29 protein-coding genes are annotated in these 25,482 nt (G+C 64.7%); 8 read left to right on the top strand and 21 right to left on the bottom strand.

All coding sequences use genetic code 11. The features are described 5' to 3' along the window. Positions 1–17 precede the first annotated feature (17 nt). On the top strand, positions 18–1,907 hold the full coding sequence (locus tag FXB41_RS34895; RefSeq protein ID WP_219684949.1) for a CHASE2 domain-containing protein: 1,890 nt from the start codon (positions 18–20) through the stop codon (positions 1,905–1,907). A gap of 26 nt (positions 1,908–1,933) precedes the next feature. On the opposite strand, the gene FXB41_RS34890 is transcribed toward FXB41_RS34895, so the two are convergent. From FXB41_RS34890 to FXB41_RS34875, 4 genes are all read right to left on the bottom strand, one after another. After that, on the bottom strand, positions 1,934–3,436 hold the full coding sequence (locus FXB41_RS34890) for a glycosyltransferase family 39 protein (protein WP_007602466.1): 1,503 nt from the start codon (positions 3,434–3,436) through the stop codon (positions 1,934–1,936). Between the two features lie 6 nt (positions 3,437–3,442). Beyond that, entirely contained in the window at positions 3,443–4,576 is a 1,134-nt protein-coding gene (locus tag FXB41_RS34885) for a glycosyltransferase family 2 protein (protein ID WP_007602465.1), read from the bottom strand. 306 nt (positions 4,577–4,882) lie between these two features. After that, positions 4,883–5,086, bottom strand: coding sequence for a hypothetical protein (locus tag FXB41_RS34880; protein WP_007602463.1), 204 nt, complete (start codon positions 5,084–5,086; stop codon positions 4,883–4,885). A gap of 88 nt (positions 5,087–5,174) precedes the next feature. Beyond that, the gene (locus FXB41_RS34875) at positions 5,175–5,555 is read right to left on the bottom strand and encodes a hypothetical protein (protein ID WP_007602461.1); all 381 of its coding nucleotides are present in this window, start codon (positions 5,553–5,555) and stop codon (positions 5,175–5,177) included. 115 nt (positions 5,556–5,670) lie between these two features. On the opposite strand from FXB41_RS34875, the gene FXB41_RS34870 reads away from it, so the two are divergent. Then, positions 5,671–6,492 (top strand): DUF72 domain-containing protein, encoded by an 822-nt coding sequence (locus FXB41_RS34870; protein WP_219684948.1) that lies wholly within the window; start codon positions 5,671–5,673, stop codon positions 6,490–6,492. A gap of 22 nt (positions 6,493–6,514) precedes the next feature. Continuing rightward, positions 6,515–6,976: a DUF488 domain-containing protein gene (locus tag FXB41_RS34865; protein ID WP_007602457.1), complete on the top strand. Its 462-nt coding sequence runs from the start codon at positions 6,515–6,517 to the stop codon at positions 6,974–6,976. A gap of 115 nt (positions 6,977–7,091) precedes the next feature. Here FXB41_RS34865 and FXB41_RS34860 read toward each other — a convergent pair whose 3' ends face one another. From FXB41_RS34860 to FXB41_RS34830, 7 genes are all read right to left on the bottom strand, one after another. Then, positions 7,092–8,006: a PhzF family protein gene (locus tag FXB41_RS34860; protein WP_007602456.1), complete on the bottom strand. Its 915-nt coding sequence runs from the start codon at positions 8,004–8,006 to the stop codon at positions 7,092–7,094. A gap of 123 nt (positions 8,007–8,129) precedes the next feature. Next, positions 8,130–8,441, bottom strand: a complete 312-nt coding sequence (locus tag FXB41_RS34855) for an amidohydrolase family protein (RefSeq protein WP_245286040.1) — start codon at positions 8,439–8,441, stop codon at positions 8,130–8,132. Between the two features lie 384 nt (positions 8,442–8,825). Continuing rightward, positions 8,826–10,133, bottom strand: coding sequence for an adenylate/guanylate cyclase domain-containing protein (locus FXB41_RS34850; RefSeq protein WP_007602452.1), 1,308 nt, complete (start codon positions 10,131–10,133; stop codon positions 8,826–8,828). A gap of 31 nt (positions 10,134–10,164) precedes the next feature. Next, positions 10,165–11,328 carry an ABC transporter permease gene (locus FXB41_RS34845; RefSeq protein ID WP_219684947.1) on the bottom strand — a complete coding sequence of 388 codons (1,164 nt, stop codon included), beginning with the start codon at positions 11,326–11,328 and terminating at the stop codon, positions 10,165–10,167. Next, positions 11,325–12,257 (bottom strand): ABC transporter ATP-binding protein, encoded by a 933-nt coding sequence (locus tag FXB41_RS34840; protein WP_007602449.1) that lies wholly within the window; start codon positions 12,255–12,257, stop codon positions 11,325–11,327. Before FXB41_RS34840 ends, FXB41_RS34845 begins: the two co-directional genes overlap by 4 nt. Then, a complete protein-coding gene (locus tag FXB41_RS34835; RefSeq protein ID WP_007602447.1) occupies positions 12,254–13,195 on the bottom strand; it encodes an HlyD family secretion protein in 942 nt (313 codons plus the stop codon). The genes FXB41_RS34840 and FXB41_RS34835 overlap by 4 nt, the downstream gene beginning before the upstream one ends. Further along, on the bottom strand, positions 13,192–13,887 hold the full coding sequence (locus FXB41_RS34830) for a TetR/AcrR family transcriptional regulator (protein ID WP_007602445.1): 696 nt from the start codon (positions 13,885–13,887) through the stop codon (positions 13,192–13,194). Before FXB41_RS34830 ends, FXB41_RS34835 begins: the two co-directional genes overlap by 4 nt. A 109-nt stretch (positions 13,888–13,996) precedes the next feature. On the opposite strand from FXB41_RS34830, the gene FXB41_RS34825 reads away from it, so the two are divergent. Genes FXB41_RS34825 through FXB41_RS34815 form a run of 3 tightly spaced genes read left to right on the top strand, consistent with a single transcriptional unit; the run spans position 13,997 to position 15,222 of the window. After that, positions 13,997–14,332 carry an ArsR/SmtB family transcription factor gene (locus FXB41_RS34825; protein WP_007602444.1) on the top strand — a complete coding sequence of 112 codons (336 nt, stop codon included), beginning with the start codon at positions 13,997–13,999 and terminating at the stop codon, positions 14,330–14,332. Beyond that, on the top strand, positions 14,329–14,793 hold the full coding sequence (locus FXB41_RS34820) for an SRPBCC family protein (RefSeq protein WP_007602441.1): 465 nt from the start codon (positions 14,329–14,331) through the stop codon (positions 14,791–14,793). Before FXB41_RS34825 ends, FXB41_RS34820 begins: the two co-directional genes overlap by 4 nt. A 12-nt stretch (positions 14,794–14,805) precedes the next feature. Further along, positions 14,806–15,222, top strand: coding sequence for a GFA family protein (locus tag FXB41_RS34815; RefSeq protein WP_007602439.1), 417 nt, complete (start codon positions 14,806–14,808; stop codon positions 15,220–15,222). A gap of 160 nt (positions 15,223–15,382) precedes the next feature. Here the strand turns inward: FXB41_RS34815 and FXB41_RS34810 are convergent, their stop codons facing one another. Both FXB41_RS34810 and FXB41_RS34805 read right to left on the bottom strand, forming a co-directional pair. Further along, on the bottom strand, positions 15,383–15,793 hold the full coding sequence (locus tag FXB41_RS34810) for a DUF2000 family protein (RefSeq protein WP_007602437.1): 411 nt from the start codon (positions 15,791–15,793) through the stop codon (positions 15,383–15,385). Positions 15,794–15,856: 63 nt separating this feature from the next. Further along, on the bottom strand, positions 15,857–16,246 hold the full coding sequence (locus FXB41_RS34805; RefSeq protein ID WP_007602435.1) for a DUF4189 domain-containing protein: 390 nt from the start codon (positions 16,244–16,246) through the stop codon (positions 15,857–15,859). Between the two features lie 177 nt (positions 16,247–16,423). Between FXB41_RS34805 and FXB41_RS34800 the strand changes: the two genes are divergently transcribed. Continuing rightward, positions 16,424–16,915, top strand: coding sequence for an avidin/streptavidin family protein (locus tag FXB41_RS34800; RefSeq protein WP_007602433.1), 492 nt, complete (start codon positions 16,424–16,426; stop codon positions 16,913–16,915). A 51-nt stretch (positions 16,916–16,966) separates the two neighbouring features. On the opposite strand, the gene FXB41_RS34795 is transcribed toward FXB41_RS34800, so the two are convergent. The 8 genes from FXB41_RS34795 to FXB41_RS34760 all read right to left on the bottom strand — a co-directional run bounded on the left by FXB41_RS34795 (position 16,967) and on the right by FXB41_RS34760 (position 23,848). After that, on the bottom strand, positions 16,967–18,571 hold the full coding sequence (locus FXB41_RS34795) for an NTP transferase domain-containing protein (protein WP_219684946.1): 1,605 nt from the start codon (positions 18,569–18,571) through the stop codon (positions 16,967–16,969). Next, positions 18,568–19,269 carry an XdhC family protein gene (locus FXB41_RS34790; protein WP_219684945.1) on the bottom strand — a complete coding sequence of 234 codons (702 nt, stop codon included), beginning with the start codon at positions 19,267–19,269 and terminating at the stop codon, positions 18,568–18,570. Before FXB41_RS34790 ends, FXB41_RS34795 begins: the two co-directional genes overlap by 4 nt. Positions 19,270–19,271: 2 nt before the next feature. Beyond that, the gene (locus tag FXB41_RS34785) at positions 19,272–19,595 is read right to left on the bottom strand and encodes an XdhC family protein (RefSeq protein ID WP_007602422.1); all 324 of its coding nucleotides are present in this window, start codon (positions 19,593–19,595) and stop codon (positions 19,272–19,274) included. Between the two features lie 9 nt (positions 19,596–19,604). Beyond that, positions 19,605–20,807 (bottom strand): vWA domain-containing protein, encoded by a 1,203-nt coding sequence (locus FXB41_RS34780; RefSeq protein WP_007602421.1) that lies wholly within the window; start codon positions 20,805–20,807, stop codon positions 19,605–19,607. A gap of 122 nt (positions 20,808–20,929) precedes the next feature. Beyond that, a complete protein-coding gene (locus FXB41_RS34775; protein WP_219684944.1) occupies positions 20,930–21,850 on the bottom strand; it encodes an AAA family ATPase in 921 nt (306 codons plus the stop codon). Between the two features lie 61 nt (positions 21,851–21,911). Beyond that, entirely contained in the window at positions 21,912–22,718 is an 807-nt protein-coding gene (locus tag FXB41_RS34770) for an FAD binding domain-containing protein (RefSeq protein WP_007602419.1), read from the bottom strand. Between the two features lie 33 nt (positions 22,719–22,751). After that, positions 22,752–23,237, bottom strand: coding sequence for a (2Fe-2S)-binding protein (locus FXB41_RS34765; RefSeq protein ID WP_007602418.1), 486 nt, complete (start codon positions 23,235–23,237; stop codon positions 22,752–22,754). 164 nt (positions 23,238–23,401) lie between these two features. Continuing rightward, complete coding sequence (locus FXB41_RS34760; protein ID WP_007602417.1) at positions 23,402–23,848, bottom strand: SRPBCC family protein; 447 nt, start codon at positions 23,846–23,848, stop codon at positions 23,402–23,404. 179 nt (positions 23,849–24,027) lie between these two features. Here FXB41_RS34760 and FXB41_RS34755 point away from each other — a divergent pair, with 179 nt between their 5' ends. Beyond that, a complete protein-coding gene (locus FXB41_RS34755) occupies positions 24,028–25,383 on the top strand; it encodes a 3-carboxy-cis,cis-muconate cycloisomerase (RefSeq protein ID WP_007602416.1) in 1,356 nt (451 codons plus the stop codon). Positions 25,384–25,482 lie beyond the last annotated feature (99 nt).

Genomic DNA, 25,482 nt, shown 5'->3' with positions numbered 1-25,482 from the left:
AATTGCAACACGACCACATGAGTAGCCGACGCGTTCAGATCCTCGTGGCACTCGTCCTCACCGCGCTGTGGGGCGTGAGCATCTATGCCGGCCATGCCAACGGTCATCTGCGCTTTCTCGATCGCCTCGAGGCGACGCTGACGGATTGGCGGACGCAGGTCCGCGGCGTGCGGGTTCCGCCCGATCTCGTCACCATCGTCGCGATCGACGACACCGTCGTGAAGCGCGGCGGCAGCTATCCGCTGCCGCGCGCCGATCTCGCCCGCGTCGTGGACACCATCGTGCAGTTCAAGCCGAAGGTCGTCGCGATCGACCTGCTGCTGGTCGACCGCAGCGCTGCGATCGGCGACGCCACGCTGGCAAATACGCTGGCGACGGGTCCCATCGTCCTTGCCGCCGCGGCGATCTTCCCGTCCGCCAGCGAGACCGTGGAGACCAGCGGCCAAGGCCCCCTCGCCGCCCTGCCGCAGGCCGAGCGCTTCCTGCTGCCTCTGCCGGCGTTCGCCGATCATGCCGAGGTCGGCGTCGTTAACGTTGCGACCGGACAATCAGGCTCGCCGCTCTCGGTGCCGATGCTGTTCCGGACCAGCGACAAGGTCGAGCTGTCCTTTCCGTTGCGGGTCGCGGCGCGCGCGCTCGACAGGTCTCTGACGATCGCGCCGGACCATCTGATGCTCGGCGACCGCGCGGTGCCGACCGATACCGATTTCGCGCTGCCGATCACCTATTACGGCCCGCGCCGGACCATCCGCACCGTCAGCGCACAGAGCATCTTCGACGGCACGTTAAGTCGCGCGGCGATCGAGAACCGGATCGTCGTGATCGGGGCCTCGGTCGCCGGCGGCGGTGATTTCTACCCAACGCCGTTCGATTCCCTGATGCCCGGCGTCGAAGTGGTCTCCACCGCGATCACCCATCTCGTCGCCGGCGACAGCATCGTGCGCGACCGCAAGGTCCACATCGCCGACGCGCTCATCGCGATCCTGTTGCCGATGCTGCTGGTAGGCCTGCTCGCCTGGCGGCGCAGCGCGCTTGGCATCGTCACCGCGGCCGCGGTGATGATCGCCTGGGCCGGCTTCAATCTGTTCGCGTTCACGCACGGCGCCTGGCTGAACGCCGCGACCACGCTCGCCGCAGCAGTGCCGCCGGTTGCGGTCTTTGCCGGCGTGCAATTGTGGGCGGGAGGCCGCCGCACGCAATATTTCGCAGCCAAGAGCCGGTCGCTCGCGCAATTCCAGGCGCCGGCCGTGCAGGAGTGGTTGGCGCGCGATCCGAATTTCCTGTCGACACCCGTCCGGCAGGACGCAGCAATGGTCTTCATCGATCTCTCCAGCTTCACGGCGTTGAGCGAGCGGATTGATCCAAGCGAGCTCCAGGACATTCTAAAGGCGTTTCACGCGCTGATCGAGAAGACCGCGATCGATTGCGGCGGCATGATCAGCGGCTTTCTCGGCGACGGCGCCATGATCCTGTTCGGCCTGCCCGGCGCAATGCCCGACGACGCCGCACGCGCGCTGAAATGCGCGATCGACCTGCACCGCGGCGTTGAACGCTGGATCGCATCGTTGCCGCCCGCGATCAGGAATCAGCTCGGCTTCAAGATCGGCGCGCATTTCGGCCCGATCGTCGCCTCCCGCCTCGGCGAAAGTCATCAGCACATCACGGCGACAGGCGACACCGTCAACGTGGCGAGCCGGTTGATGGAGGTCGCCGCCCAGAACGGCGCGCGGCTCGCGCTCAGCGATACGCTGCTGGATGCGGCCGACTTTCAGAGCGGTCCCGACGGCGTTCTGTCGGGCCCCCTGCTCACGCAGGTCCGCGGCCGCTCCGGCGTCGTGACCGTCTGGTTCTGGCGCGACCAGGACAGGCCGAACCAGGCCGCGACCAAGGCCGAGATGATCGACTGAACCTTCGTCGTCGTTCCGAGGAAGAGCTACCGCGCTTCCGGCGGTGGCGAGCGGTCCAGGACGTCGCCCTTGGCGCCTTCGAGCAGATCCATGCTGTAAGTCTCGATCACGAGCGGGCCGCGCTTGCGCTGCAATTGCGCGACCTGCGTCACCTTCCCAAAGAGGTCGTGGACGGCGGGATGGCCGTCAGAGCGCAGCTCGTCGACATAGATCAGCTTGCCCGCAAGCAGCTTTGGATCCGGCTCGGGCATGTTGGCCCAGCGGATGCGCTGGTTCTGCTGCGCCACGCAGCTGCCGCGCGGCAGATAGAAGGCGAGCCAGCCTGTCGTGCCGTAGTCCGGCGCAAGCACGCAGGTCGCGCCATTGCGGACGCGCACCGCTTCGATTTCGGCAGCGAGCTCGCGCCAGCCGACGCCGACGCTGCGCACGGTCGCATCGCGGCGATAGCCGGACAGCCAGCCAGTATTGGCCTGCACGATCAGCGCGGCAAACATCACGATGCCGGTGGGTGCGGCCCAGCGCAGGCAGAAATCCGCGAGGCGCCGCTGGCGCGGCTTCCACTGCACGAGATTGGCGGCGGCGGCCGCGGCGACGACGAAAGGCGGATAGACCGGCGCGAACCAGTTGGCCTCGACGCGGGCATGCAGCGAATGCCAGACGAAATAGGCGACGATGGTCCAGAACATCGTCTCGATCAGCACGCGCGAGGCCAGCGCGCCGGCCCGGCGCCAGGTCAGCGCGTGCAGCCCCATCGCGCCGAGGATGAACACCAGCGGGGTTGCGAACGCGATCTGGGTCGGGATCAGTTCGGCAATGAAGACCGGACGAAAATCCTCGATCCTGGCGCGCCCGAGCTGCTTGGCGAACGAGACCCATTGATGATCGGCATTCCAGAGGATCACCGGCGAGAACAGCGCGAGCGCAACGAAACCGCCGAGATACGGCCAGGGCGAGAGAAACCAGTGCCGCAGTTTCGGCACGGCCGCGATCCAGATCAGGATCGCCAGCCCGAAGAACATAGCGGTGTATTTCGACAGGAGCGCCGCGCCGACGGCTGCGCCGACCGCGAGCCACCAGACGCCGCGGCCGCTCTCCAGCACCTTGGCGAGAAAGAACAGCACGAAGCTGGAGGCAACCAGAAGCGGCGCATCGGGCGTGACGATCAGCGTGCCGACCGAGGCCAGCAGCGTCACGTTGAGCAGGATGGCGCTGGTCGCCGCTACCCGCGCACCGCCGAACAGGATCGCAGCGGAGCGATAGATCGCGTAACTCATCGGCAGCGCGAGCAGGATCGAGACCAGGCGGACGCCGAGTTCGGTGTCGCCGGCGATGAGGGTGCCGGCGCGGATGACGTAGGCAACCATCGGCGGGTGGTCGTAATATCCCCCGGCGAGGTTCTGCGACCACATCCAGTAATAGGCTTCGTCGAAGGTGATCGGCGTGACGGCGGCCGCGACGAGCCGCAAGCCGACCAGCGCAATGATTACCAACGCCGTATTGCGGACGATCCGCGCGTCAGTCCCGCCCATCGTGAGCTATTTCTTGCGCCAGACGAACAGTCCGGACATCGCGTAGTTCCACACCACGCCCATCAGCGCCCCGGCCGCACCGGCAAGCCACCAGATCGGCTCCTGGTCGTAGACCGAAAAGGCGACGCCGACATTGGCGAGCAGGCCGACGCTGCACACGATGTAGAACGCGATCAGCCCGCGCAGCAGTGCAAAGCCCTTCAGCCGCTGGTCGCGATAGGTGAGGAAGTTGTTGAGAACGAAATTGCTGGTCATCGCGACGATGGCGCCGGAGGCCTGCGCTTCCGCGAACGGCTCCTTGAACAGCTCGAGCGATATGAACAAGGTGGTGAGATGCACCACGAGGCCGATCCCGCCGACCATCGCGAACAGCAGGAAACGTAACGAGACAGCATCGTTGGTGAACTTCGCCAGCACCAGGCCGAGAAAATCCAGCGCGACCATCGAATCGAGCTTGCTTTCGCCGTGCTGGCGCTCGCCGAACGTGTAGGGAATTTCGATGGCGCGCAAGGTGCCGTTGGCGCTGGCGACGAGGTCGAGCAGGATCTTGAAGCCGTGCACGGAAAGTTTCGGCGCCAGCTGCTCGAAGCGGTCGCGGCGAACCATGAAGAAGCCGCTCATGGGATCGGCGATCTCGACCCGCAGCGCTTTCCTGGCGAGTTCCGTTGCCAGCGCGCTGGCGCCGGCGCGCTGCTTGTTGAAGCCTTCGCTCTTGTAGCCCTCGATGTAGCGGCTGCCGACCACGAGTTCGGCCTGCCCGCTCGCGAGCAGCGACAGCATCTTCGGCAGTTGCGTCTCGTCGTGCTGAAGATCGGCGTCGATCACGGCCGCATAGGGCGCGCTGGAAGCCAGGATGCCCTCGATGCAGGCCCCCGACAGGCCGCGGCGGCCAATACGGCGGACACAGCGCACGCGGCTGTCGCGCTGTGCCAGCGCGCGCACGACATCCCAGGTGCCATCAGGCGAATTATCGTCGACGAACACGACCTCCCAGGCGATGCCGGCCAGCACGGCCTCCAGCCGCCGGTACAGCACCGTGACATTGTCGCGCTCGTTGAAGGTCGGGACGACGACCGACAATTCCGGCGCCGGCGAAGCCGCCTGTGGGGTATCGGAGCCCGGTCTGATCGCTTGATTCATGACGGCAGCGTATATCCGCCGCGTCCTGTGCTGCCAAGAACTTGTGCTGCCAAGAACTTGTGCTGCCAAGAACTTGTGCTGCCAAGAACTTGCGCTGGCAAGCCGGGGTTTCTCTGGGGGGCGGCCCAAAAGGGGCCCTAAAATGCCAACGACCCCGGAACGGCGGGCGGCGCGTACATCCGGCGCAGCCTGTGCTATTCCAAGGTCGTTCCAGCGCCGGAGTTTTCGCTCAACGTCGCCGTTAGAAGCTAAATAGGAACGACAAAGCCGCTTTGCAAGGAGCGAAAGAGGCCCTTTTTCATGCCCTTACTGGTTGGGGACTTCCTTGATCACCGGCCCTCGCGGCACGGGCGCGGCAGGGGCCGCCGGCGCCGTAATGGCGGCCGGATCGGCCTTCGCAGGCTTGGGCGGCTTGCCGTACTGGCCGATCGGCCCGAAGACGACGGCGACCGCAAGCACGATCGCCGCGACGATCGCGCCCAAAATGCCCCCCACCGACTCAGACGACATGGAAACCCATTCCTGTTCCAGATGCGCCCAGTGATACCATGGATGAGCGCGCTGCCGGAAGGGCTTGCCGGACGCACGGGTCGATGGGCTATTTCTGCGGCGGCTTGTGCTTGACGAAGGCCGTCACGATGTCCTTCTGCGCCGCCTCCACCGCTCTGTTCGCGGTCGCGAGATGAGCGCCGGCATCGATACCCGGATATTGCGTGGTGAGATAATCGAGCAGTGCCACCCGGTAGTATTGTCGCTCTGACGGACAGGCTCCGGCGACGGAGCGGCCAAAGTCCTGTTCCGACAGGCCCTGATTGCCGTCGCGCGAATATTCCCGCGCCAGGCAATGCCAATAATCGTCGCGGCCCTGCATGGCGAGCTTCTGCGCACCCTTGGCATCGTCATCGTCGGCCATGACTGAAGATATCATGGCAGCAGATGTCATCATGACGAGCGCCGCTCCCACCACCAGCATCCGCATCTTGTTCTCCTTTTTTCGCAGATCCCGTCGCGAGCTTAGACGGGACGTCGCAACTGGCCAATCACAACTGGTTTGATTAGGATGGAGGCCCTCCTCCCGCATCCGAGATCCTCCCGTGGCCAAAGCAAAAACCGCGTCTAAAAAATCCGGCAACATCTACATCGGCATCGGCGGCTGGACCTTCGAACCATGGCGTGGGGTGTTCTATCCGGAGAAGCTCACGCAAGCCAAGGAGCTGTCCTACGCCGCCTCGAAGCTGACCTCGATCGAGATCAACGGCACCTATTACGGCTCGCAGAAACCGGAGAGCTTTCGCAAATGGGCGAGCGAGGTGCCTGATGGCTTCGTGTTCTCGGTCAAGGGGCCGCGATTCGCCACCAACCGGCGCGTGCTGGCCGAGGCCGGCGATTCCATCAAGCGTTTCTATGATTCCGGCGTGCTGGAACTCGGCCATCATCTTGGGCCGGTGCTGTGGCAGTTCGCGCCGACCAAAAAATTCGACGGCGCCGATTTCGGCAAGTTCCTCGAGCTGTTGCCACGCAAGCTCGAGGGACGCGCGCTGCGCCATGTCGTCGAGGTCCGTCACGACAGTTTCTGCACGCCGGATTTCGTCGCGCTGATCCGCGAATTCGAGACGCCTGTCGTGTTCGCCGAGCACGGCAAATATCCGGCGATTGCCGACGTCGCCGGCGATTTCGTCTATGCCCGGCTTCAGAAAGGCAATGACGAGATCAAGACCTGCTATCCGCCGAAGCAACTCGATGCCTGGGCCAGGCGTTTTCAGGACTGGGCCGAGGGAAGCGAACCCGACGACCTGCCGAAGGTCGACAAGTCCAAGCCGAAGAAGGAGCCGCGCGACGTGTTCGCCTATGTCATCCACGAAGGCAAGGTGCGCGCGCCGGCCGGCGCCATGGAACTGATCGCGCGGGTGAGCTGAGGTGTTTCGCTAAAGGTCTGTCATGGCAAAGCTGAAAAAACTTTTCACCATCGGCTATGAGCAGACGCCGCCGAAGGCCGTACTGGACGAGCTGGAGCAATCCGGAGTCAAGCTGGTCGTCGATGTGCGCGCGGTGACGTCGTCGCGCCGGCCCGGCTTTTCCAAGAAGCAGTTGTCCGCGGGCCTCGACGAACGCGGCATCGCCTATGTCCACCTCGCCGCGCTCGGAACGCCGAAGGAAGGCCGCCTCGCCGCCCGCAGCGGGCAATACGATGTGCTGGAGAAGATTTTCTCAAAGCACCTGAAGACGCCGGAGGCCCGGGAGCAGATGGACGAGCTCTCCGCGTTGGTGAAGAAAGCAGGTCCGGTCTGTCTGCTTTGCTATGAACGCGATCACACCCACTGCCATCGCCAGATGATCGCTGAGATCATCGAGGAGCGTAACGGCGTGACGGTGAAGAATTTGGCGGGACGGCAGATCTAACCTCCGCCCGTCATTCCGGGGCGCGCCTCTTGGCGCGAGCCCGGAATCCATCGGGCCGCAGAGTTGGTGGATGAATGGATTCCGGGCTCGCGCCACGCGCGCCCCGGAATGACCATTACCCCTCCCCCGCGAGCCTGAACGTTCCTTCCATCATCTGCACGCAGCACCCGCCGACATGGGCTGAGACGATCTTGCCGTCCTGCTTGCGCACGCGCGTCAGCAGGAGGCTCGGCCGACCCATGTCAAAGCCCTGGCCGACCGTGAGCTTCAATTCGCCATCTCGCGTGGCATCGAGCTCGGCAAACAGCGCGGCGGCTGCAACCGTGGCGCTGCCGGTGGCGGGATCCTCGGTGAGGCCGCTGGCGCCGCGCATGAACATGCGCGCCTGCCGTTCGCACGGCGCCTCCGCCGCGGGCACGTCGCGTGTATAGAACCACACCGAGCGGGCGTCGTCGCGCGGCAAGACCCTGCCGAACGCGGCCGCGTCGGGCCTGGCCCGTTTCAGCGCATCGCGCGAATGCACCTCCGCCACCAGGAACGGCGTTCCGACGCCGACGACCTGCGGCGCGTGGTGATCGATCCTGATGTCATCAGCGGTCAAGGAGATGCAGGCCGCAACGTCAGCGGCGGAAACCTGCGCCAATCGCGACAGCGGCTGCGGCGCGGTGAGTTCGGTGCTGATGACCCTTCCCTGCTCCCGAAAAATATCGACCGGCACCACCCCCGCCTTCTCCTCGAACAAAAGGCGCGGCTTCGGCTCTTTCGCGAGGCTCGCCAGCACGAAGGAGGTGCCGATATTGGGATGGCCGGCGAACGGCATTTCCCTCACCGGTGTGAAGATGCGCACCTCGGCGTCGTTGCCCCTGTCGCGCGGCGGCAGCACGAAGGTGGTCTCCGAATAGTTGAACTCGGTCGCGATCGCCTGCATCTGCTGTGTGGAGAGCCCGCCGGCATCGAGCACCACGGCGAGCTGGTTGCCGCCGAAGGCGCGGTCGGTGAACACGTCGATGGTGATGTAGCGGCGCTGCATCTTTCGCTTCCTCTTCACGCAAGCGCAGCCGCGGTCGGCTGCATCGCCGGCACTCTACAAGCCGGCGACATCGCCCGTCATGCCCCAAAATAGAGTGCAATCGGAGCAATCGCGGAAGACGGATCAAAAGCGGCAGAGCGAACGTGGCGATGCTAGCACTTGCGCGCGTTCACTCTGATCGACGATCAGCCCATCGATAAATCGCAGGTTCTTCGCGTAGCTTTGCGCCTTCTCGAACTGCGTGTGCGGCCAGTCGCTGCCCCAGAGCAGTCGATCAAGGCCGTACGCGTTGCGCAGCAGCGGGTAGGCCGTCTTCGCAAAATCTTCGCCGGCCGCGCCGTTGCGATACGGCGCCGAATCTACTCGGCTACCTCCAGCGCGAGATCCCGCGGAGTCCGCCATCAGCGTTCGCAACGCCGGGCTGGCGGACTTCACCGGCCCGGCTTCGTCTCTGCAGCGAGTTAGTACGCGGACGCCGTATTGGGGAGGCAAGGCGGCTGCGTGTAAGGCGCAGAGGCATACGCGCCTGCTGCGGGAGCCCTGACGCAGTCGGTCGCCACGTGAGTTGCGGCGCGGCGCGGCACGCTGTCCCGCGCCGATGCGGCCTGGCTTTGGGTGACAGCAGCGGCGATCAGGGCGGCTGCAACAGGGATCGATCGAGTCATTGGCTTTCTCCGGGTGACAAAGGGAAGCTGAGATTTTCGGCTTCCACCGTGCAAGACCCAAAAGCTACCAAGGATATTTCATCACGCGCCTTCAACGAAACGCGAGCCGCTTCAACGAAACGCGACTCACAAGTGAAGGCGCAGGAGGCGGCCCTCACCCCAGTTGAAACACCGCCACCTTCTGCTCGTAGCCGCGCACCTCGACCTCGCCGAGCGAGACCGCATCGTCGCCGTCGGCGCCCAGCGCGTCGCGGACAGACGCGGAGATCAGGAGCTGCGAGCCGAACTCCTTGTTGAGCGCCTCTAGCCGTGAGGCGAAGTTCACGGTGTCGCCGATCACAGTGTACTCCTTGCGCCGGGGCGAGCCGATATTGCCGGCGACGACCTCGCCGAAATGGATGCCGATGCCGATCTTGAGGGGCCAGCTCGTCTGCGCGTTGATGCGCTCCATCGCGGTCAGCATCTCGCGGCCCGCGGCGACTGCGCGATGCGCGGCGTCGGAGGCCTCGAGCGGCGCACCGAACAGGGCGAGAAAGCCGTCGCCCAGAAACTTGTTCACGATGCCACCCTCGCGGTCGAGAATGTCGACCAGCACGGCGAAGGCGCCGTCGAGCCGGTCGACCACCTCCTGGGGAGTACGCGACTGCGCGCCGGCGGTGAAGCCGCGGAAGTCGACGAACATCACGGCGACTCGGCGGAGGTCGCCGGCGGCACCCGTCCCCTCCGTCATCAGCCGCTCCACAACCTGCGGCGAGACGTGCTGGCCGAACAGGTTGGTCACCCGGTCGCGCGCAGTGGCTGCCGCAATGCTCGCCGCAAATTGCCGCCGCAATCGCGCGCCGACGGCGCCCGCCAGCACGCCGCAAATCAGGATGATGGTGCTGCGGACCGCGTGAAAGTAGATCAGGGGTTCACCGGACTCGCTGACCGAGTTGTAATACAGCGCGACAGCCAGGAGTTCGGCTGCGGCCACAAATCCCGTGAAGGTGGACAGCCAGAAATCAAGCCGCAGCGTCGAAAGAATGATGAAGATGAAATAGGCCAGTGGCAGCACGAACCCGAGCGCCTGGCTCGCGCCCATGCTGTGAATCTGCAGGATCAGGATGATCGTTGGCAGCGACGTTTCGATTGTTGCGCCGATATAGCGCCTTATCACCGGAAGGTCGCGATCGAGCTTGAGGTATCGCCTGATCTGGCTGTGGACCCAGACTTCGAAGAGGACGAAGCCTGCCAAGAGACCGTATTCGCGGACCAGGCCCTCCGTCCCGCGCCAGACCCGGTTCACGATGGCGGGGTCGATCAGATAGGTTGCGGTGAGAAACAGGATCATGACGCAGCCCGTGATGATCAACGCCCTCACCCGCAACAGCTCGGTCCGCAGCACCTCCCGCGTCAGCTCGCGCTCGAAGTCTTCGGACATCACGGCATGCTGCCGGGCCTTCCTGCTCGCAAAGCTGACCATTCCGCCCCCTTGATTCCAGGGGCATCTTGCCTCAATCCAGCGTGCGGCGGAAGCGCGTCACGGCGATGGTCATGGCGAGCAGCATCAGCATCGCCAGCGCCAACGCGTCGAAACGCAAATTTTGCATGCTCGCGCCCTTCAGCATGATGGCGCGGACGATGCGCAAATAATGCGTCAGCGGCAGGCACTCACCGACATATTGCGCCCAGGCCGGCATCCCGGCAAACGGGAACATGAAGCCGGACAGCAAGATGCTCGGCAGGAAGAACATCATCGACATCTGCATCGCCTGGAGCTGGTTCTGCACCAGCGTCGAGATCGTATACCCGATCGCCAGATTGGTCGTGATGAACAGCGTCGAAAGCAGCGCCAGCAGGAACAGATTGCCGAGCACGGGCACGCCGAACAGGCCGACGCCGATGCCGATGATGAGGAACGCCTGCACGAACCCGACCAGCACGTAGGGAATGATCTTGCCGAACATCACCTCGACCGGCCTGATCGGCATCGACAGCAGAGCCTCCATGGTACCGCGCTCGACTTCCCGCGTGACCGAAAGCGCGGTGAAGATCAGCATGGTCATGGTGAGGATGGTACCGACCAAGCCCGGCACGATGTTGAGGCTCGACGCGGCGGCGGGGTTGTAGCGGGCGTGCGCGCGGATCTCGAACGGCATCTCCGGGGGATCTCCGATGTAGAGATCGTGCTTGAGCGCGGTCTGCACGACCATGCCGAGCGAGCCGATCGCCGCGCTCGCCGCCACTGGATCGGTGGCGTCGGCCGCGACCAGCAGCGCCGGCTTATCGCCGCGCCGCACCGCCCGCTCGAAGCCGCGCGGGATCTCGACCCCGAACAGAACCTTGCCGGATTTCAGGAGATTATCGAAATCCTCGACGTCGTGGACTTCATAGAGGAAGCGGAAATAGGCGGTGTTCTCCAGCGCCTTCAGGATCGAGCGTGCGAGATCGGAATCCTCCTGAAGCAGCACCGCGCTCGGCAGATTGTGCGGCGTGGTGTTGATGGCGTAGCCGAACAAGAGCAGCTGCATCACCGGCAGCATCACGATCATCGCAAATGACACACGGTCCCGCTTGAGCTGGATGAACTCCTTGATCAGCATCGCATAGGAGCGCCTCCAGAAGCCGAAGCGCTCCCGGATCGCGTGCTGGGGTTCGTGACGATCGACCGCGCTCATTGGAAATTGTCCTTGGAACGACTCATCAATTCGATGAACACGTCTTCCAGTGACGGCGATGATTTGTGCCAGTGCAGTCCGCTTTTTTCGCGCCACGGCGCGATGCTGGCTTCGAGCGCGGCGACGTCGCGGCCGGAGACGTGCAGCGACGTGCCGAACGGCGCCACCATGTCGATTCCCGGCTTGCCGGTGAGCGCAGCCGTGAGCTCGTTCAGGTCCTCGCCCGTCACGGTGTAGGTCGTCAGCGCGGATTTCGCGATCACCTCGTCCACGGTGCCGTGCACGAGCAGATGGCCATAGGCGATATAAGCGATCTCGTGACAGCGCTCGGCCTCGTCCATGTAGTGGGTCGAGACCAGCACGGTGAGACCGTCGGCCGCGAGTGCATGAATCTCGTTCCAGAAATCGCGCCGCGCTTTTGGATCGACGCCGGCGGTCGGCTCGTCAAGCAGCAGCAGCTTCGGACTGGGCAATGTGCAGGCACCTAGCGCCAGCCGCTGCTTCCAGCCGCCGGAGAGTTCGCCGGCGAGCTGTTCCTCGCGCCCCGAGAGCCCGATCCGCTTGATCATGTCGCGCGCGGCGCCGCGTGCATCGCGAAGGCCGTACAGCCGCGCGACGAATTCGAGGTTTTCGCGGACAGAGAGATCCTGATAGAGGCTGAACCGCTGGGTCATGTAGCCGACCTGGCGCTTGATCTTTTCGGCATCGCGCCTGATGTCGTAGCCGAGGCAGGTGCCCTCGCCGCTGTCGGGCGTGAGCAGGCCGCAGAGGATGCGGATGGTCGTCGTTTTGCCCGAGCCGTTCGGGCCGAGGAAGCCGTAGATCGAACCGCGCTTCACCTGCATCGACAAATCGTGCACGACCTCGCGGCCGCCGAACGACTTGGTCAGGCCCTTGACGTCGATCGCGATGCCATTGCCGCCGTTCATCGCTTGTCCGCCACCGGAGTCTTTGGATTGAGATGGACGTCGATGGGTTGTCCGACACGCAGCGCATCGGGGCGCGATGGCCGCGCCTGGATCAGATAGACGAGCTTGTTGCGCTCCTCGAGGCTGTAGATGACGGGCGGTGTGTATTCGGCCGAAGTTGCGATGAAATAGATCTTCGCGGTGAGATCGGCGGCGCAATTGTCGCATGCGATCCGCACGGTATCGCCGATCGCAAGCTTCGGCAGCTCGGTCTCCGGCACGAAGAAGCGCAGCTTCATGTTGCCGGGCGGCATGATCGAGAGCACCGGCCGCTGCGCCGCCACCATCTCGCCTTCGCGAAAATAGATCTGCTGGATGGTGCCGGCCACGGGCGCAAAGCCCTTGCGCCGCGCCATCCGCGTCTCCGAGGTCGCCACCCGCGCCTCAGCAACGCGCAGGGCGGAGACGGCCGAGTCGAGATTGGCTTGCGTGCCCGAGCCGGTTTTGCTCAGCGAGGCCGCGCGGTCATAGGTCTGCTGCGCATTGGCAAGTGTCGCCTTGTTCTGGTTGAGATCGGCAAGCTGGAGATCGTCGTCGACGGAATAGAGGTGATCGCCGACCTTGACCTCGTCGCCCTCGCGGACGTTGAGCTTGATCACGCGGCCCGCCTCGTCCGGACTGACGAAGATCATGTCGGCCTCGACCCAGCCCTGGAAGCCGGGCTCACGCTTGTCCTTGCACCCGGCAAGCCCGGTCGCGAGGACCAGAACCGCGATCGAACAGAGGCGCGGCAAAAACTGGATCGCGCTTGGCGGCAGCCACGGTCGTCGATCCCTCACCCTGAGGAGCCGCGAAGCGGCGTCTCGAAGGGCGAAGGGCCAAAGCCGGGCCTTCATCCTTCGGGACGCGCATGCCGCGCTCCTCAGGATGAGGTGAGGGATGTTTTGGGACGACCTCATGTCGTGCTCCGTTCGCCAAAAATCAAATCGAGATGGACGCGCAGCATGTCCTGCGCGTCGAGCGGCGCGTGCCGTGCAAACAGGCTCTGCCAGATCACCGCGATCATCGCGGGGGCGACCAGGATCTGCGGGTAATGCGCCAGGTTCTTCTGGCGGATCTCGCCGCGGGCGATGCCGAGCTCGATCAGGGAGCGCATGGCGGCGATGCCGCGAGAAACCACCTCGCGGTAGTAGAAATCGGCCACGGAGGGAAACCGCGGCCCCTCGGCCACGATCAGACGCACGAGGTCGCCGCGTCTGGTGCCGATCACCTCCTTCAGGAAGTTGCTGGCAAACGTCTCGACGAGATCGCGCACCGAGCCCGCGGGCGGCGGCAATGCCGTCAACCGCGTCACGACAGGCACGATCACCGTCCGCACCAGCTCCTCGAACATCGATTCCTTGTCCTTGAAGTGCAGGTAGATGGTGCCCTTGGCGACACCCGCGCGCTTGGCGATGTCGTCGAGCCGCGTGGCGGCAAAGCCGCGCGCGATGAATTCCTCCATCGCGGCGTCCACGATCGCCGCACGCCGTTCCGCCGCACGCGTGGCGCGGCTCGACGCGGGCACCGCATCGTTGCCAGCGTGCGCAGAGTCCTTTGCGTTGGCGCGAACTGCGGGCGGCGTGGCGGCTTTGGTGGGCTTTCTGGCCATCTACACGATATGACTGACCGGTCAGTCATAGTCAAGACAACACGGCAGACCCAATCTGACCAACAAATTAGTCTTGACTAATTCATTAGCATGCACTAATCTAACACTCATGATTGAAGCCGCCCCAAATCCCATGACCACCGTGATGCGCGCCCTTGCCGATCCGACCCGCCGCGCCGTGTTCGAGCGCGTGTTCGAGAGCAAGGAGATCAGCGTCGCCGAGCTCACGCGGGGAAGCGGCGTGACGCAAGGCGCGATCTCGCAACATTTGAAGTCCCTCAAGCAGGCCGGCCTCGTCGCCGAGCGTGCCGAGGGCCGCAACGTCTATTACCGTGCCGCGCCGCAAGGCCTCGAACCGCTGGTCTCCTGGATGGACCATTACGGCGTGTTCTGGCGCGAGCGCTTCCAGAACCTGCGTGACCTCTTGAAGGAGATCGATCCGTGAGTGCTGCCGAATTGAAAGCCGAAATAAAGGACATCGTCATCGACGAGGTGCTCCCACACGCGCCGGAGACGATCTGGAAGGCGCTGACCAGCGCCCAACTGATCGCGCGCTGGCTGATGCCGCCGAGCGGTTTCGAGGCTGTCGAAGGCAACACCTTCACCTATCAGACCACGCCGGGCGGCGCCTGGGATGGCGTCATCCATTGCCGCGTCCTTGAAGTCATGCCGAACCGGCGCCTCGTCTACGCCTGGAAGGGCGGGAATGAGCGCAACACCGGCTACGGTGCGCCGCTCGACACTGTCGTGACGTGGTCCCTCACCCCGGTCGAGGCCGGCACGCGGATCCGCCTGGTCCATGCGGGCTTCGTCATACCCAGGAACGAATCCGCCTACACGGGCATGAGCGGCGGCTGGAAGAAGGTCGTCCGCCAGCTCGACGAGATCAGCGGCGAAGACAGGTAAGGAGTTATCGCAATGACCAAACCGTTTACCGGCGGCTGCGCCTGCGGCGCAATCCGCTATTCGATCGCCAGTGAGCCCCTGTTCAGCAATCACTGCCAATGCCGGGACTGCCAGCGCGAAAGCGGCAGCGGCCACGGCTCGTACATGACGTTCGCGCGCGCCGGCGTCACCGTGACGGGCGAAGCGAAGCATTGGGACATGGTTGGCGACAGCGGCAATTTGAAGACGCGCGGTTTCTGCGCCCAGTGCGGCTTGCCTGTTTACCTGACCTTCGCGGCCATGCCCGACATCTTCACCATCCGCGCCGCAAGCCTCGACGAACCCGCCCGCTACGAGCCGCAAGTGGTGACTTATGCCGCGCGCGGACATGCCTGGGATCGCCTCGATCCCGACCTGCCGAAGTTCGCAGGCATGCCGCTGGGGGGATAGCTGCCGCGCAAACGGTGCGCTCCCTCCCCCCGCTTGCGGGGGAGGGTTGGGGAGAGGGTGCCACCGCAACGGGACAATCCCCAAGCGGAGAGAGCCCTCACCCGCGCCTTTGGCGCGACCTCTCCCGCAAGCGGGAGAGGTGAAACAACAAGCACCCGCCTCAACTATGAAACCTCAGCCCATCGACGATCTTGTCGATCACCTTGCGCTCGGCGCGCACGGCGAGACCGACGAGGTTGAGATCGGTCCGCGCCACCGCCCTCACCGCTTCGCGGTTGGCAGCATCGTGCGTGGTCTTAAACATGTCCTCGGTATAGACCGCCGGCTTGACGCTGCGCGTCAGCGCCCGATCGAGCGCACGCGTCAATGCGGGACCGTCGGCGCCATAGATCAGGATCGGCTGACCGATCAGCGCGTGATATTTCGTACCCGACGCGTCCTCATAGGGCTCGCCGATGCATTCCGGAAAGGCCGCGGCAATGCCGCTGGTAAGGAAGGCCGCGACGTTGAGCTTCTGCCAGGCCTGAAGATCGGTGCGGATCACGACGGCGATCTTGGTATCGAACTGCATGCAACTCCTCGACTGTCATTCCGGATTCGACGCTACGCAACATCGGAATGACGGCAACAGGAATCAACCCTTCGCGTCGCAGGCCCAGGCGCGGATCACGCATTCCTTGCCGCCGTATTTGTAGCATTCGCGCGTGGCGGCATTGAGCGTGGCCGAGATCTTCGGCTTGACGGCATAGCCATAGGCGCCGCAGGGATTGGAAAGATCGACCGACATCGCGGCGCAGGCGCGCTTCATCGTCACGGTCGTGCAATCGCCCTTGCACTGCTTCTGCGCCGCCGCACGCGCATCGTGCTCGGCGCCATAATCAAAGGCCTGGCCATAGGCGCCGCACTTGCCGACCGCAAATGCTCCGGCGGCGTGCGCATCCGTGATATGGCGAGCGCCCGCGACGCAGACGGACAGCGCAAAGAAAAACATCGCGCAACGGCGCGCGACGACGTTCGAAGCCATGAAAAACCCCTCCCCCCAAGGCAGGCGAAGGCGACTCTAAGCGTCGGTCGTTTCCACTTGGTGAACGCGTGGTTGAAAAGCCGCGCCGGAATAGCGGCATGAATATGCACTTTATAGTTGTGTTTTTCAATCGCGTTATTTAAGGTCGTGAAGCTCAGAGAGCCGGAGGAAGCGACCATGCGCCACATCAATGCAATGCTGTTCGGAATGCTCGCGTCGGCCTGTCTCGTCGGACCCTTGCCCGCATATGCGCAGTCGGTGAACTGGACCTGGACCAACCAGTATGGCTCGACCCTGGCCATCACCAACGTCAACACGACGACAGGTGCCATCACGGGGACCTATACCAACAATGCTGCGAACAGCTGCGACGAAGGCAAGCCGCAAGGCGTGACGGGTTGGCTGGCCTACGGTAGCACTGGCACCGCGATCAGTTTCTCGGTGAACTTCCTTGGCTGCGGATCGACCACCGTGTGGACCGGACAATTGAACAATTCATCGGGATTCCAGGGATTGTGGTATCTGTCCATCGCAGAAGCCGTCGCGTGGAACGGCATCAGCGCGGGCGCCGACACGTTTACGTTCAACACCGGCGACAAGACCCTGTTGACGAAGAGCGGTGTCGAGCTGAAGGCCGGGGTCGAGAAGCTATCGAATACGAAGAAGTAGGCGAGCCGCGGACATCGGCGCTGTGCGCCTTTGCCCACTTCTACGGCAGCGTCAGCCCCGCCGTGCCGCTTCCAATGCCTGCGGCGTGTCGATGTCGAGAAAGGCGCTCTCGCCGTCGACCGGCACTTCGGCGACCGCCTCGGTGTGCTTCGCGATCAGGTGACGCGCGCCGACATCGCCGTCGAGCGTCATCAACTCCTTGAAGAAGCGGCGCGACCACAGCACGGGATTGCCGCGGCGGCCCTCGCTGACGGGCACGACGATGAGATTGCCGCGATCGGGTGCGAACGCGTCGATGAGACGGTCGATCAGACCGGCATCGATCAGCGGCATGTCGCCGAGGCAGACCACAGCGCCGTGGCAAGCTTCGGGAACGGCCGCGATGCCCGCCTTGACCGAGCTTGCGATGCCGCCGGCGAAATCCGGATTCTTGACGATACGCACCTTCAGACCTTGCAAGGCTTGCTCGATCAGCTCGGTCTGATGGCCGGTGACGACGATGACCTCCGATGCTTTCGAGGCCAGCGCCTGCTCGGTCGCAATCCGCACCAGCTTCTTGCCGTCGAGCTCGGCCAGTAGCTTGTTCGGCCCACCCATCCGGGTCGAACGGCCCGCTGCGAGCACGATGACCGCGACGTGGTTGTTGCCCTCGATCTCCGGTTTTGCGCGCGGCTGCGGGCGCGTGACGATCTCCATGAGGAGGCCACCGACGCCCATGCCCATCAGCTCGGACCGCGTCACCTTGATGCCGGCCAGCAGCCGCATCAGTACCCAATCGAACCCGTTCTCGACCGGCGAGCGCGCGCAGCCGGGCGCGCCCAGCACCGGCACGGTGCCGGCCCGGGCAATCAGCAGCAGATTGCCGGGATCGACCGGCATGCCGAAATGCTCGATCTCGCCGCCGATTTCGGTCACGGCCGCAGGGATCACGTCGCGGCGGTCGGCGATCGCAGATGCCCCGAACACGATCACGAGCTCGGCGCCAAGTCCCAGTAATTCCTTGATCGCAGCCGAAAGCGCCTGCTCCTCATGCGGGACCCGCCGCTCGGCGATGATGCCGGCGCCGGCCGGCGCCAGCCGCTCGGCGGTGACGCGCAACGTCTTGTCGATCACCTTGGAGGACAGGCCGGGCAGCAGCGTCGAGACCACGCCGACACGCTTGATGACGTAAGGCGCGATCTTCAGAACGTCGCGACCCGCGGCCTTTACCGCGGCATCACGCAAGTTTCCTTCGACGCCGAACGGGATGATCTTGACGGTGCCGACCATCTCGCCCTCGACCACCGGCTTGAAGGCCGAGAGCGTGGCAAAGGTAATGGCCTCGTCGATATTGTTGATGCGATCCACCGCGGCGCGATCGATCACCAGCACGCCCGGGCGCGCGGCGAACAGATTGGCGCGACCGGTGAAGGCCCGCTCGACATGAATGCCATCACCACCGACGGCGAGCGCGATGCTGGCAGCCGCGATGTCCTCGGAGACATCGCCCTCCTCCATCCGCACCACCACGATTTCCTGGATGCCGGCGCGCTCCAGCGCCTCGACCTCGGTGGGCCCGATCGTCGTGCCCTTCTTCAGCACCAGCGGTCCCTGGCGCAGGGTGTGGACGGTCACCCCGCCGATCGCATCCCTGGGGCTCGCTGGGCCGAACTTCATGCGGCTTCTTCTTTTTCCTTGGGCGGCAGCCGAAGCACCGCCGTGATCTCGGCCATGATCGACACCGCGATCTCGGACGGCGAGACCGCGCCGATCGCAAGCCCGATCGGCGCGTGGATGCGCGCGATGTCGCTCTCCTTGGCGCCCTGCGCCCGCAGCCGGTCGCCGCGCTTGGCGTGCGTCTTTCGCGAGCCGAGTGCGCCGATATAGAAGCAGTTGCGCTCGAAGGCGTGCAGCAACGCGGGGTCGTCGATCTTGGGATCGTGCGTCACCGCGACGAATGCCGTGTAGGCATCCACATTGAGCGGCGGCAGCGCCGTGTCGGGCCATTCCGCGACCAGTGGAACGTCGGGGAAGCGCTCGGGGCTCGCAAAGGCCGTGCGCGGATCGACCACGGTGACGTCGTAGCCGAGCGAGCGCGCCAGCGGTGCCAGGGCCTGGCTGATATGGACGGCGCCGACGATGACGAGCTTCGCGGTCGGGGCATAGACGTTGAGGAAGAGCTTCTTGCCGCCGGCTTCGACGCTGGCGCTTTTGCCCATGCGAAGCTGCTTGTCGAGTTCGGCGCGCAGGGGATCCTTACTGAAGTCCTCGGCCTTCACCAGGCGCTGCTCGCCGCTTTCGGTGTCGGTCACCAGGATCACCGGGCGGCGGGCGGCGCGCTCGGCATTGAGTTCGTGCAGGATTGCGAGCTTCACGGCTAGCCGACTTTCTCGACGAAGACGCGGATGGTGCCGCCGCAGGACAGCCCGACATTCCAGGCAGTCTCGTCGGCAACGCCAAACTCCAGCATCCTGGGCTTGCCGCTCTGGATCACATCCATGGCCTCGGTGACCACGGCGCCCTCGACGCAGCCGCCGGAGACGGACCCCAGGAACGTGCCCTCGTCATTGATGACGAGGCTCGAGCCCGCCGGACGCGGTGCCGAGCCCCAGGTCTCCACCACGGTGGCGAGCGCGACGCCACGACCGGCCTTCTGCCAGTCCTCCGCCGCCTTCAGAATATCCTCGTCGCGATCGAGCATGGCTACCTCTCAGGCTGCGGAGCGGATCAGGCTGCGGTGATGCGGCGGCAGCGGCCCGGAGAGTGTGATGATCAGCTCCTGGATCGAGCTCAAATTATGTACCGGACGGAATTCGTCAACGTGCGGGAGCATCATTTTGATGCCCTGCGCCTTGGCCTCGAAGCCGCCGAACCGCAGCAGCGGGTTGAGCCAGATCAGCCGCCGGCAGGAGCGGTGCAGCCGGTCCATCTCGAAGGCCAGCTTGGAATCGGCCTCCCGCTCGAGCCCGTCGGAGATCAGCAGCACGATGGCGCCCTGGCTCAGCACGCGCCGGGCCCACAATTTGTTGAAATTGTGCAGGGACGCCGAGATCCGGGTGCCGCCGGCCCAGTCCTCGACGGAGGCCGAGCAGCTCGCCAGCGCCTCGTCGGGGTCGCGCTGGCGCAGCGCCCGGGTCACGTTGGTGAGGCGAGTGCCGAACAGGAACACCGAGACACGTTTTCGCGCGTCCCCTATGGCATGCAGGAAATGCAGGAACAGTCGGGTGTACTCGCTCATCGAGCCCGAGATGTCGAGCAGCGCCACGATCGGCGCCGGTTTCTCGATCCGCCCGAGGCGATGGATGTCGATGATGTCGCCGCCAGTGCGCAACGAGGCACGCAGCGTGCGGCGGAGATCGAGGCGCAGGCCGCGGGGATCGGGCCGGTGCCGACGCGTCAGAAGCTCGGCCTGCGGCAACCGCATTCGCTCGACGGCGCGGAGCGCTTCGGTGATCTCGGCCGCGCTCATCTGCGCAAAATCCTTTTTCTGAAGGATTTCCTTGTCCGAAACCGACAGGCGCAAATCCTGCTCCTGGTGCTGTGGCGTCTCCGTCATGCGCGGCTGCGACATCGCTTCCTGCACACGGCGCGAGCCTGCCTGCGGCTTCTTCTTGGCCTGCTCCGGCAACGGCACCGAATCCAGCATGTGCTTCCACTCTTCCGAGGCGCGGAAGAATAGGTTGAAGGCCTGCTTGAAAATCAGCGCATGCTCGTGGCGCTTGACGAAGATCGCCTCAAGCGTGGTGAAGACGTCGGCGCGGTTGCCGATGTCGATCACCTCAAGCGCGCTCATGGCATCGATGACCGCACCCGGCCCGACCGGCATGCCGGCCGAACGCAGCGCGCGGGCGAAGCCCACGATGTTGTCGGCGAACTGCTCGGTCTGCTCAGGCGCCAGGTGATTGATGGCCATAGTCTGCTGTCTCTGCCGTCATTCCGGGGCACGCGAAGCGTGAACCCGGAATCCATTTATCCATAATCCCCGCCGCACAATGGATTCCGGGCTCGCGACTTCGTCGCACCCGGAATGACAAGTTAGTCGCTCGTCGCTTCCTTCAGCACCTTCTGCAAGGTGTCGCCCTGCATCCGCGTGATGTCGTCCTGGTATTTGAGCAGCGCGCCCAGCGTGTCGCCGACCACTTGCGGGGTCAGCGAGCGGGCGTCGAGCTCCGACAGTGCGGTGGCCCAGTCGATGGTCTCGGCGACGCCCGGCGATTTGTAGAAATCCTGATTGCGTAGTGCCTGGACGAAGCGCACGACCTGCTGCGACAATTTTGCGGAGATGCCCGGCACGCGCGACTTGACGATCGCGAGCTCGCGATCGGCGTCGGGATAATCGACCCAGTGATAGAGACAGCGCCGCTTCAGCGCGTCGTGGATCTCGCGGGTGCGGTTGGAGGTGATGATGACAATCGGCGGGCTCGGCGCCTTCACGGTGCCGAATTCGGGAATCGTCACCTGGAAGTCGCTGAGGATTTCGAGCAGATACGCCTCGAACGCCTCGTCGGCGCGGTCGAGCTCGTCGATCAGAAGGACCGGCGGCCCGGCGACGTCAGGCTCAAGCGCCTGGAGCAGCGGTCGCTTGATCATGTAGCGATCGGCGAAGATGTCGGACGACAATTGATCGCGATCGGTGTCGCCGGCGGCCTCGGCCATCCGGATCGCGATCATCTGCGCGGCGCTATTCCACTCGTAGACCGCCGAGGAGACGTCGAGGCCTTCGTAACACTGCAGGCGGATCAGCTTCCGCCCCAGTGCCGCCGACAGCACTTTTGCGATCTCGGTCTTGCCGACGCCGGCCTCGCCTTCCAGAAACAGCGGCCGACCCATGCGCAGCGACAGATAGGTCACCGTGGCCAGCGATCGCTCGGCGAGATAGCCGCGCGACGTCAGGAGTTCGAGCATCGAATCGACCGATGCCGGCAAGGCACCGGACGTGTTGGCCACTGAGGTCATGAAAAAGCCAGTCTCGCTACGCCCTCACCGGGACAAGTTTGGGCCGAGGCGTGAGGATCACTCACTCCTTGGCGTTGGCGGCGTCGAGGGCACGCCGCGTCAGCACGCCGATGAGGTGCGCGCGGTATTCGGCGCTGCCATGGATGTCGCTGTTGAGGCCGTCCGCCGGCACCTCGATGCCGTCAAGCGCTTTCGCGGCGAAGCGCTTTTTCAGGGCTTCCTCGAACGCGGTGACACGGAACACGCCTTCGGAGCCGGCGCCGGTGACCGCGACGCGCACGTCGGAGGGACGCCGCGCCACGAACACGCCGACCAGCGCGTAACGCGAGGCCTGGTTGCGGAACTTGATATAGGCCGCCTTCTTCGGCAGCGGGAACATCACCTTGGTGATGATCTCGTCGGCTTCGAGCGCCGTCGTGAACAGGCCTTGGAAATACTCCTCTGCCTTGAGGCGGCGCTTGTTGGTGACGATGGTGGCGCCCAGCGCCAACACGGCAGCCGGATAGTCGGCAGTCGGATCGTTGTTGGCGAGCGAGCCGCCGATCGTGCCCTTGTGGCGCACGGCGGGATCGCCGATCTGGCCGGCAAGGTTCGCGAGCGCCGGGATCGCCTCGCCGACGATAGCCGAGGTTGCGACCTCGGCATGCCTGGCGGTGGCACCGATCACGAGCGCGCGGCCCTTCATCTCGATCGTGTTGAGCCCATCGATATGGGAGAGGTCGACCAGATGCGGCGGGCTGGCGAGGCGCTGCTTCATGACGGGAATCAGCGTGTGGCCGCCGGCGATCACCTTGGCGTCTTCGTTCTTCACCAGGAGGTTGGCGGCCTGCCGAACTGTCCCGGGGCGATGGTATTTGAAGTCGTACATCTGAATGTCCTGATCGCAGAGTGCGCGCGCGGTTTACGCGAGATCGGATTTCGCCATCGCCTTGGCGCCGGCGGAGATCGAGGTGACGATGTTCTGGTAGCCGGTGCAGCGGCAGAGATTGCCTTCCAGCTCCTCGCGGATGGTGTGGTCGTCGAGCTCGTTGCCCTTGCGATGGACGATGTCGATCGCGGTCATGATCATGCCGGGCGTGCAGAAGCCGCACTGCAGTCCATGGTGTTCGCGGAAGGCCTCCTGCATCGGATGCAGCGGCGCGCCGTCGGCGGCCAACCCCTCGATCGTCTTGACCTCGTGGCCATCGGCCATCACGGCGAGCGTGGTGCAGGACTTCACGGCCTTGCCGTCCAGATGCACGACGCAGGCGCCGCACTGCGAGGTGTCGCAGCCGACATGGGTGCCGGTGAGCCGCAGATTCTCGCGCAGGAACTGCACCAGCAGGGTGCGGGGATCGACGTTGGCCGTGACAGGATTGCCGTTCACGATGAGGGAGATTTTTGCCATAAGCACTCTCTATCAGCGCCCCGACGGGTCCCGTCGAAGCGGTTCTTATAATTATTCCGACCCATCATATGGGCCATTATGCCCCGGGGCAACATCACCGGGAATGCAAGGCGCCATGACAAAACGCGATATGCCGGAAGGCGCAATGCTTGAGGCATCGGCCCTCAGCCCTGTACCGCCTTGGCGAAGTTCGCGAAAAATTCGTCGGCCAGTTTCTTGGCGGCGCCGTTGATCAGGCGCTGGCCGAGCTGCGCCAACTTGCCGCCGATCTGCGCCTCGACCTCGTAGGACAAAAGCGTACCGCCGTCCTTCTCCGCAAGCTTGACCACGGCGCCTCCCTTGGCGAACCCAGCCACCCCGCCCTCGCCTTCGCCGGAGATCTTGTAGCCGTTCGGCGGATCGAGATCGGACAGCGTGACCTTGCCCTTGAAGCGCGCCGACACCGGGCCGACCTTCATTTTCGCCGTCGCACGAAAGCCGCCATCCTCGGTCTTCTCCAGCTCCTCGCAGCCGGGGATGCAGGCCTTTAGCACCTCGGCATCGTTGAGCTTGGCCCACACGGCCTCGCGCGGCGCCGCAAGCTGGACTTCGCCGTTCATCGTCATGGCCATTGGGTGCCTCCCGGGATGGATCGCGCAACTAAACTATAAGGCAGCTCAAGTACCGCACGGAGGCGGCAAAAGAAAGGGTGGCCTCGGTCACGTGCAATGCATATTCGCAACTGCAAAAAGCTTGCGCCGCCGGTTTGGGATTGGCACAGGCGGGCCATGGTGGTTAGGTCCCGCACAATATGAGCACATCCCTCTCCCCCCTGCTCGCGCCGATGCTGTCGAGCGTGGCCATGCGTACGGTCTGCGACGACCGGTCGACCCTCCAGAACATGCTCGATTTCGAGGCAGCACTGGCCCGAGCCGAGGCGGCCACGGGTGTGATTCCCACGTCCGCGGTGGGCCCGATCGAAACCGCGTGCAAGGCCGATGTCTTTGACATGGCCGCGCTGGCCGAGGCCGCCACTCGATCCGGCAATCTCGCGATCCCCCTGGTCAAGATTCTGACCGCCAATGTCGGCAGGGCCGACGCAGAGGCCGCCCGCTACGTGCATTGGGGCGCGACCAGCCAGGACGTCATCGACACCGCGACCATGCTCACGCTTCGCGCCGGCATCGATGCATTGGACGCCGATCTCAGCCGCGCCATCAAGGGCTTTGCCGCACTGGCGCGGGCCCACCGCAACACGGCAATGGTGGCGCGAACCTGGCTCCAGCACGCCCTGCCGATGCCGTTCGGCCTGAAGGCCGCCGAATATGCCGCAAGCCTCGCCCGCGCCCGCTGCCGCCTCAGGCGGCTCTCCCGCGAGGGCCTCGCACTGCAATTCGGCGGTGCGGCCGGCACGCTTGCAGCCCTTGGCGACAAGGGGCTCGTCGTTTCCGAACGGCTCGCGCAAGAGCTGAACCTGCCGCTGCCCGAAGCCCCCTGGCACACCCACCGCGACCGCATCGCGGAAGTCGCATCAGCCTTTGCGATTCTTGCCGGCAGCTGCGGCAAGATTGCGCGCGACGTCTCGCTGCTGATGCAGACCGACGTTGCCGAGGCGTTCGAGCCGGCAGGGGAAGGCCGCGGCGGCTCCTCGACCATGCCGCACAAGCGCAACCCGGTCGCGGCCGCAAGTGCGCTCGGCTGCGCAACCATGGCGCCGCAGCTCGCCGCGACGATTTTCGCGGCCCAGGTGCAGGACCATGAGCGCAGCGCTGGCCCGTGGCACGCGGAATGGCCGACGCTGCCGCAATTGATGCTGGTCACCTCCGGTGCCCTCGCAGCCATAGTCGACATCGCGGAAGGACTCGATGTCGATGCAGCGCGCATGCGCAGCAATCTCGATGCGACCCACGGCCTGATCATGGCGGAAGCGGTCACCTTCGCCCTGGCCGAGACGATCGGCAAGAGCGATGCGCATCATCTCGTCGAAGCCGCGAGCAAGCGCGCGGTCGTCGAGAAGAAGCATCTGCGCGAGGTGCTCGCAGCCGATTCGCAGGTCACTGCGCATCTTTCGCCGGAAAAAATTGCGGCGTTGTTCGAGCCGATGGCCTATCAAGGCGCTTCCCAAGCCCTGATCGACCGTCTGCTCGACAGCCTCGAACGCGAATAAAACAGTCCTGATCGCAAATAAACGGAGACGCCCGCATGCCCATGATCGATGCCGACGGTTGCCTGATCAACGTCTCCGTCGAGGGCCGCGACGGCGGGC

It is taken from the genome of Bradyrhizobium canariense, from assembly GCF_019402665.1.
GTDB lineage: Bacteria > Pseudomonadota > Alphaproteobacteria > Rhizobiales > Xanthobacteraceae > Bradyrhizobium > Bradyrhizobium canariense.
The sequence above is the reverse complement of the archived record's forward strand: the minus strand, read 5'-3'. Positions and strand labels throughout refer to the sequence as shown.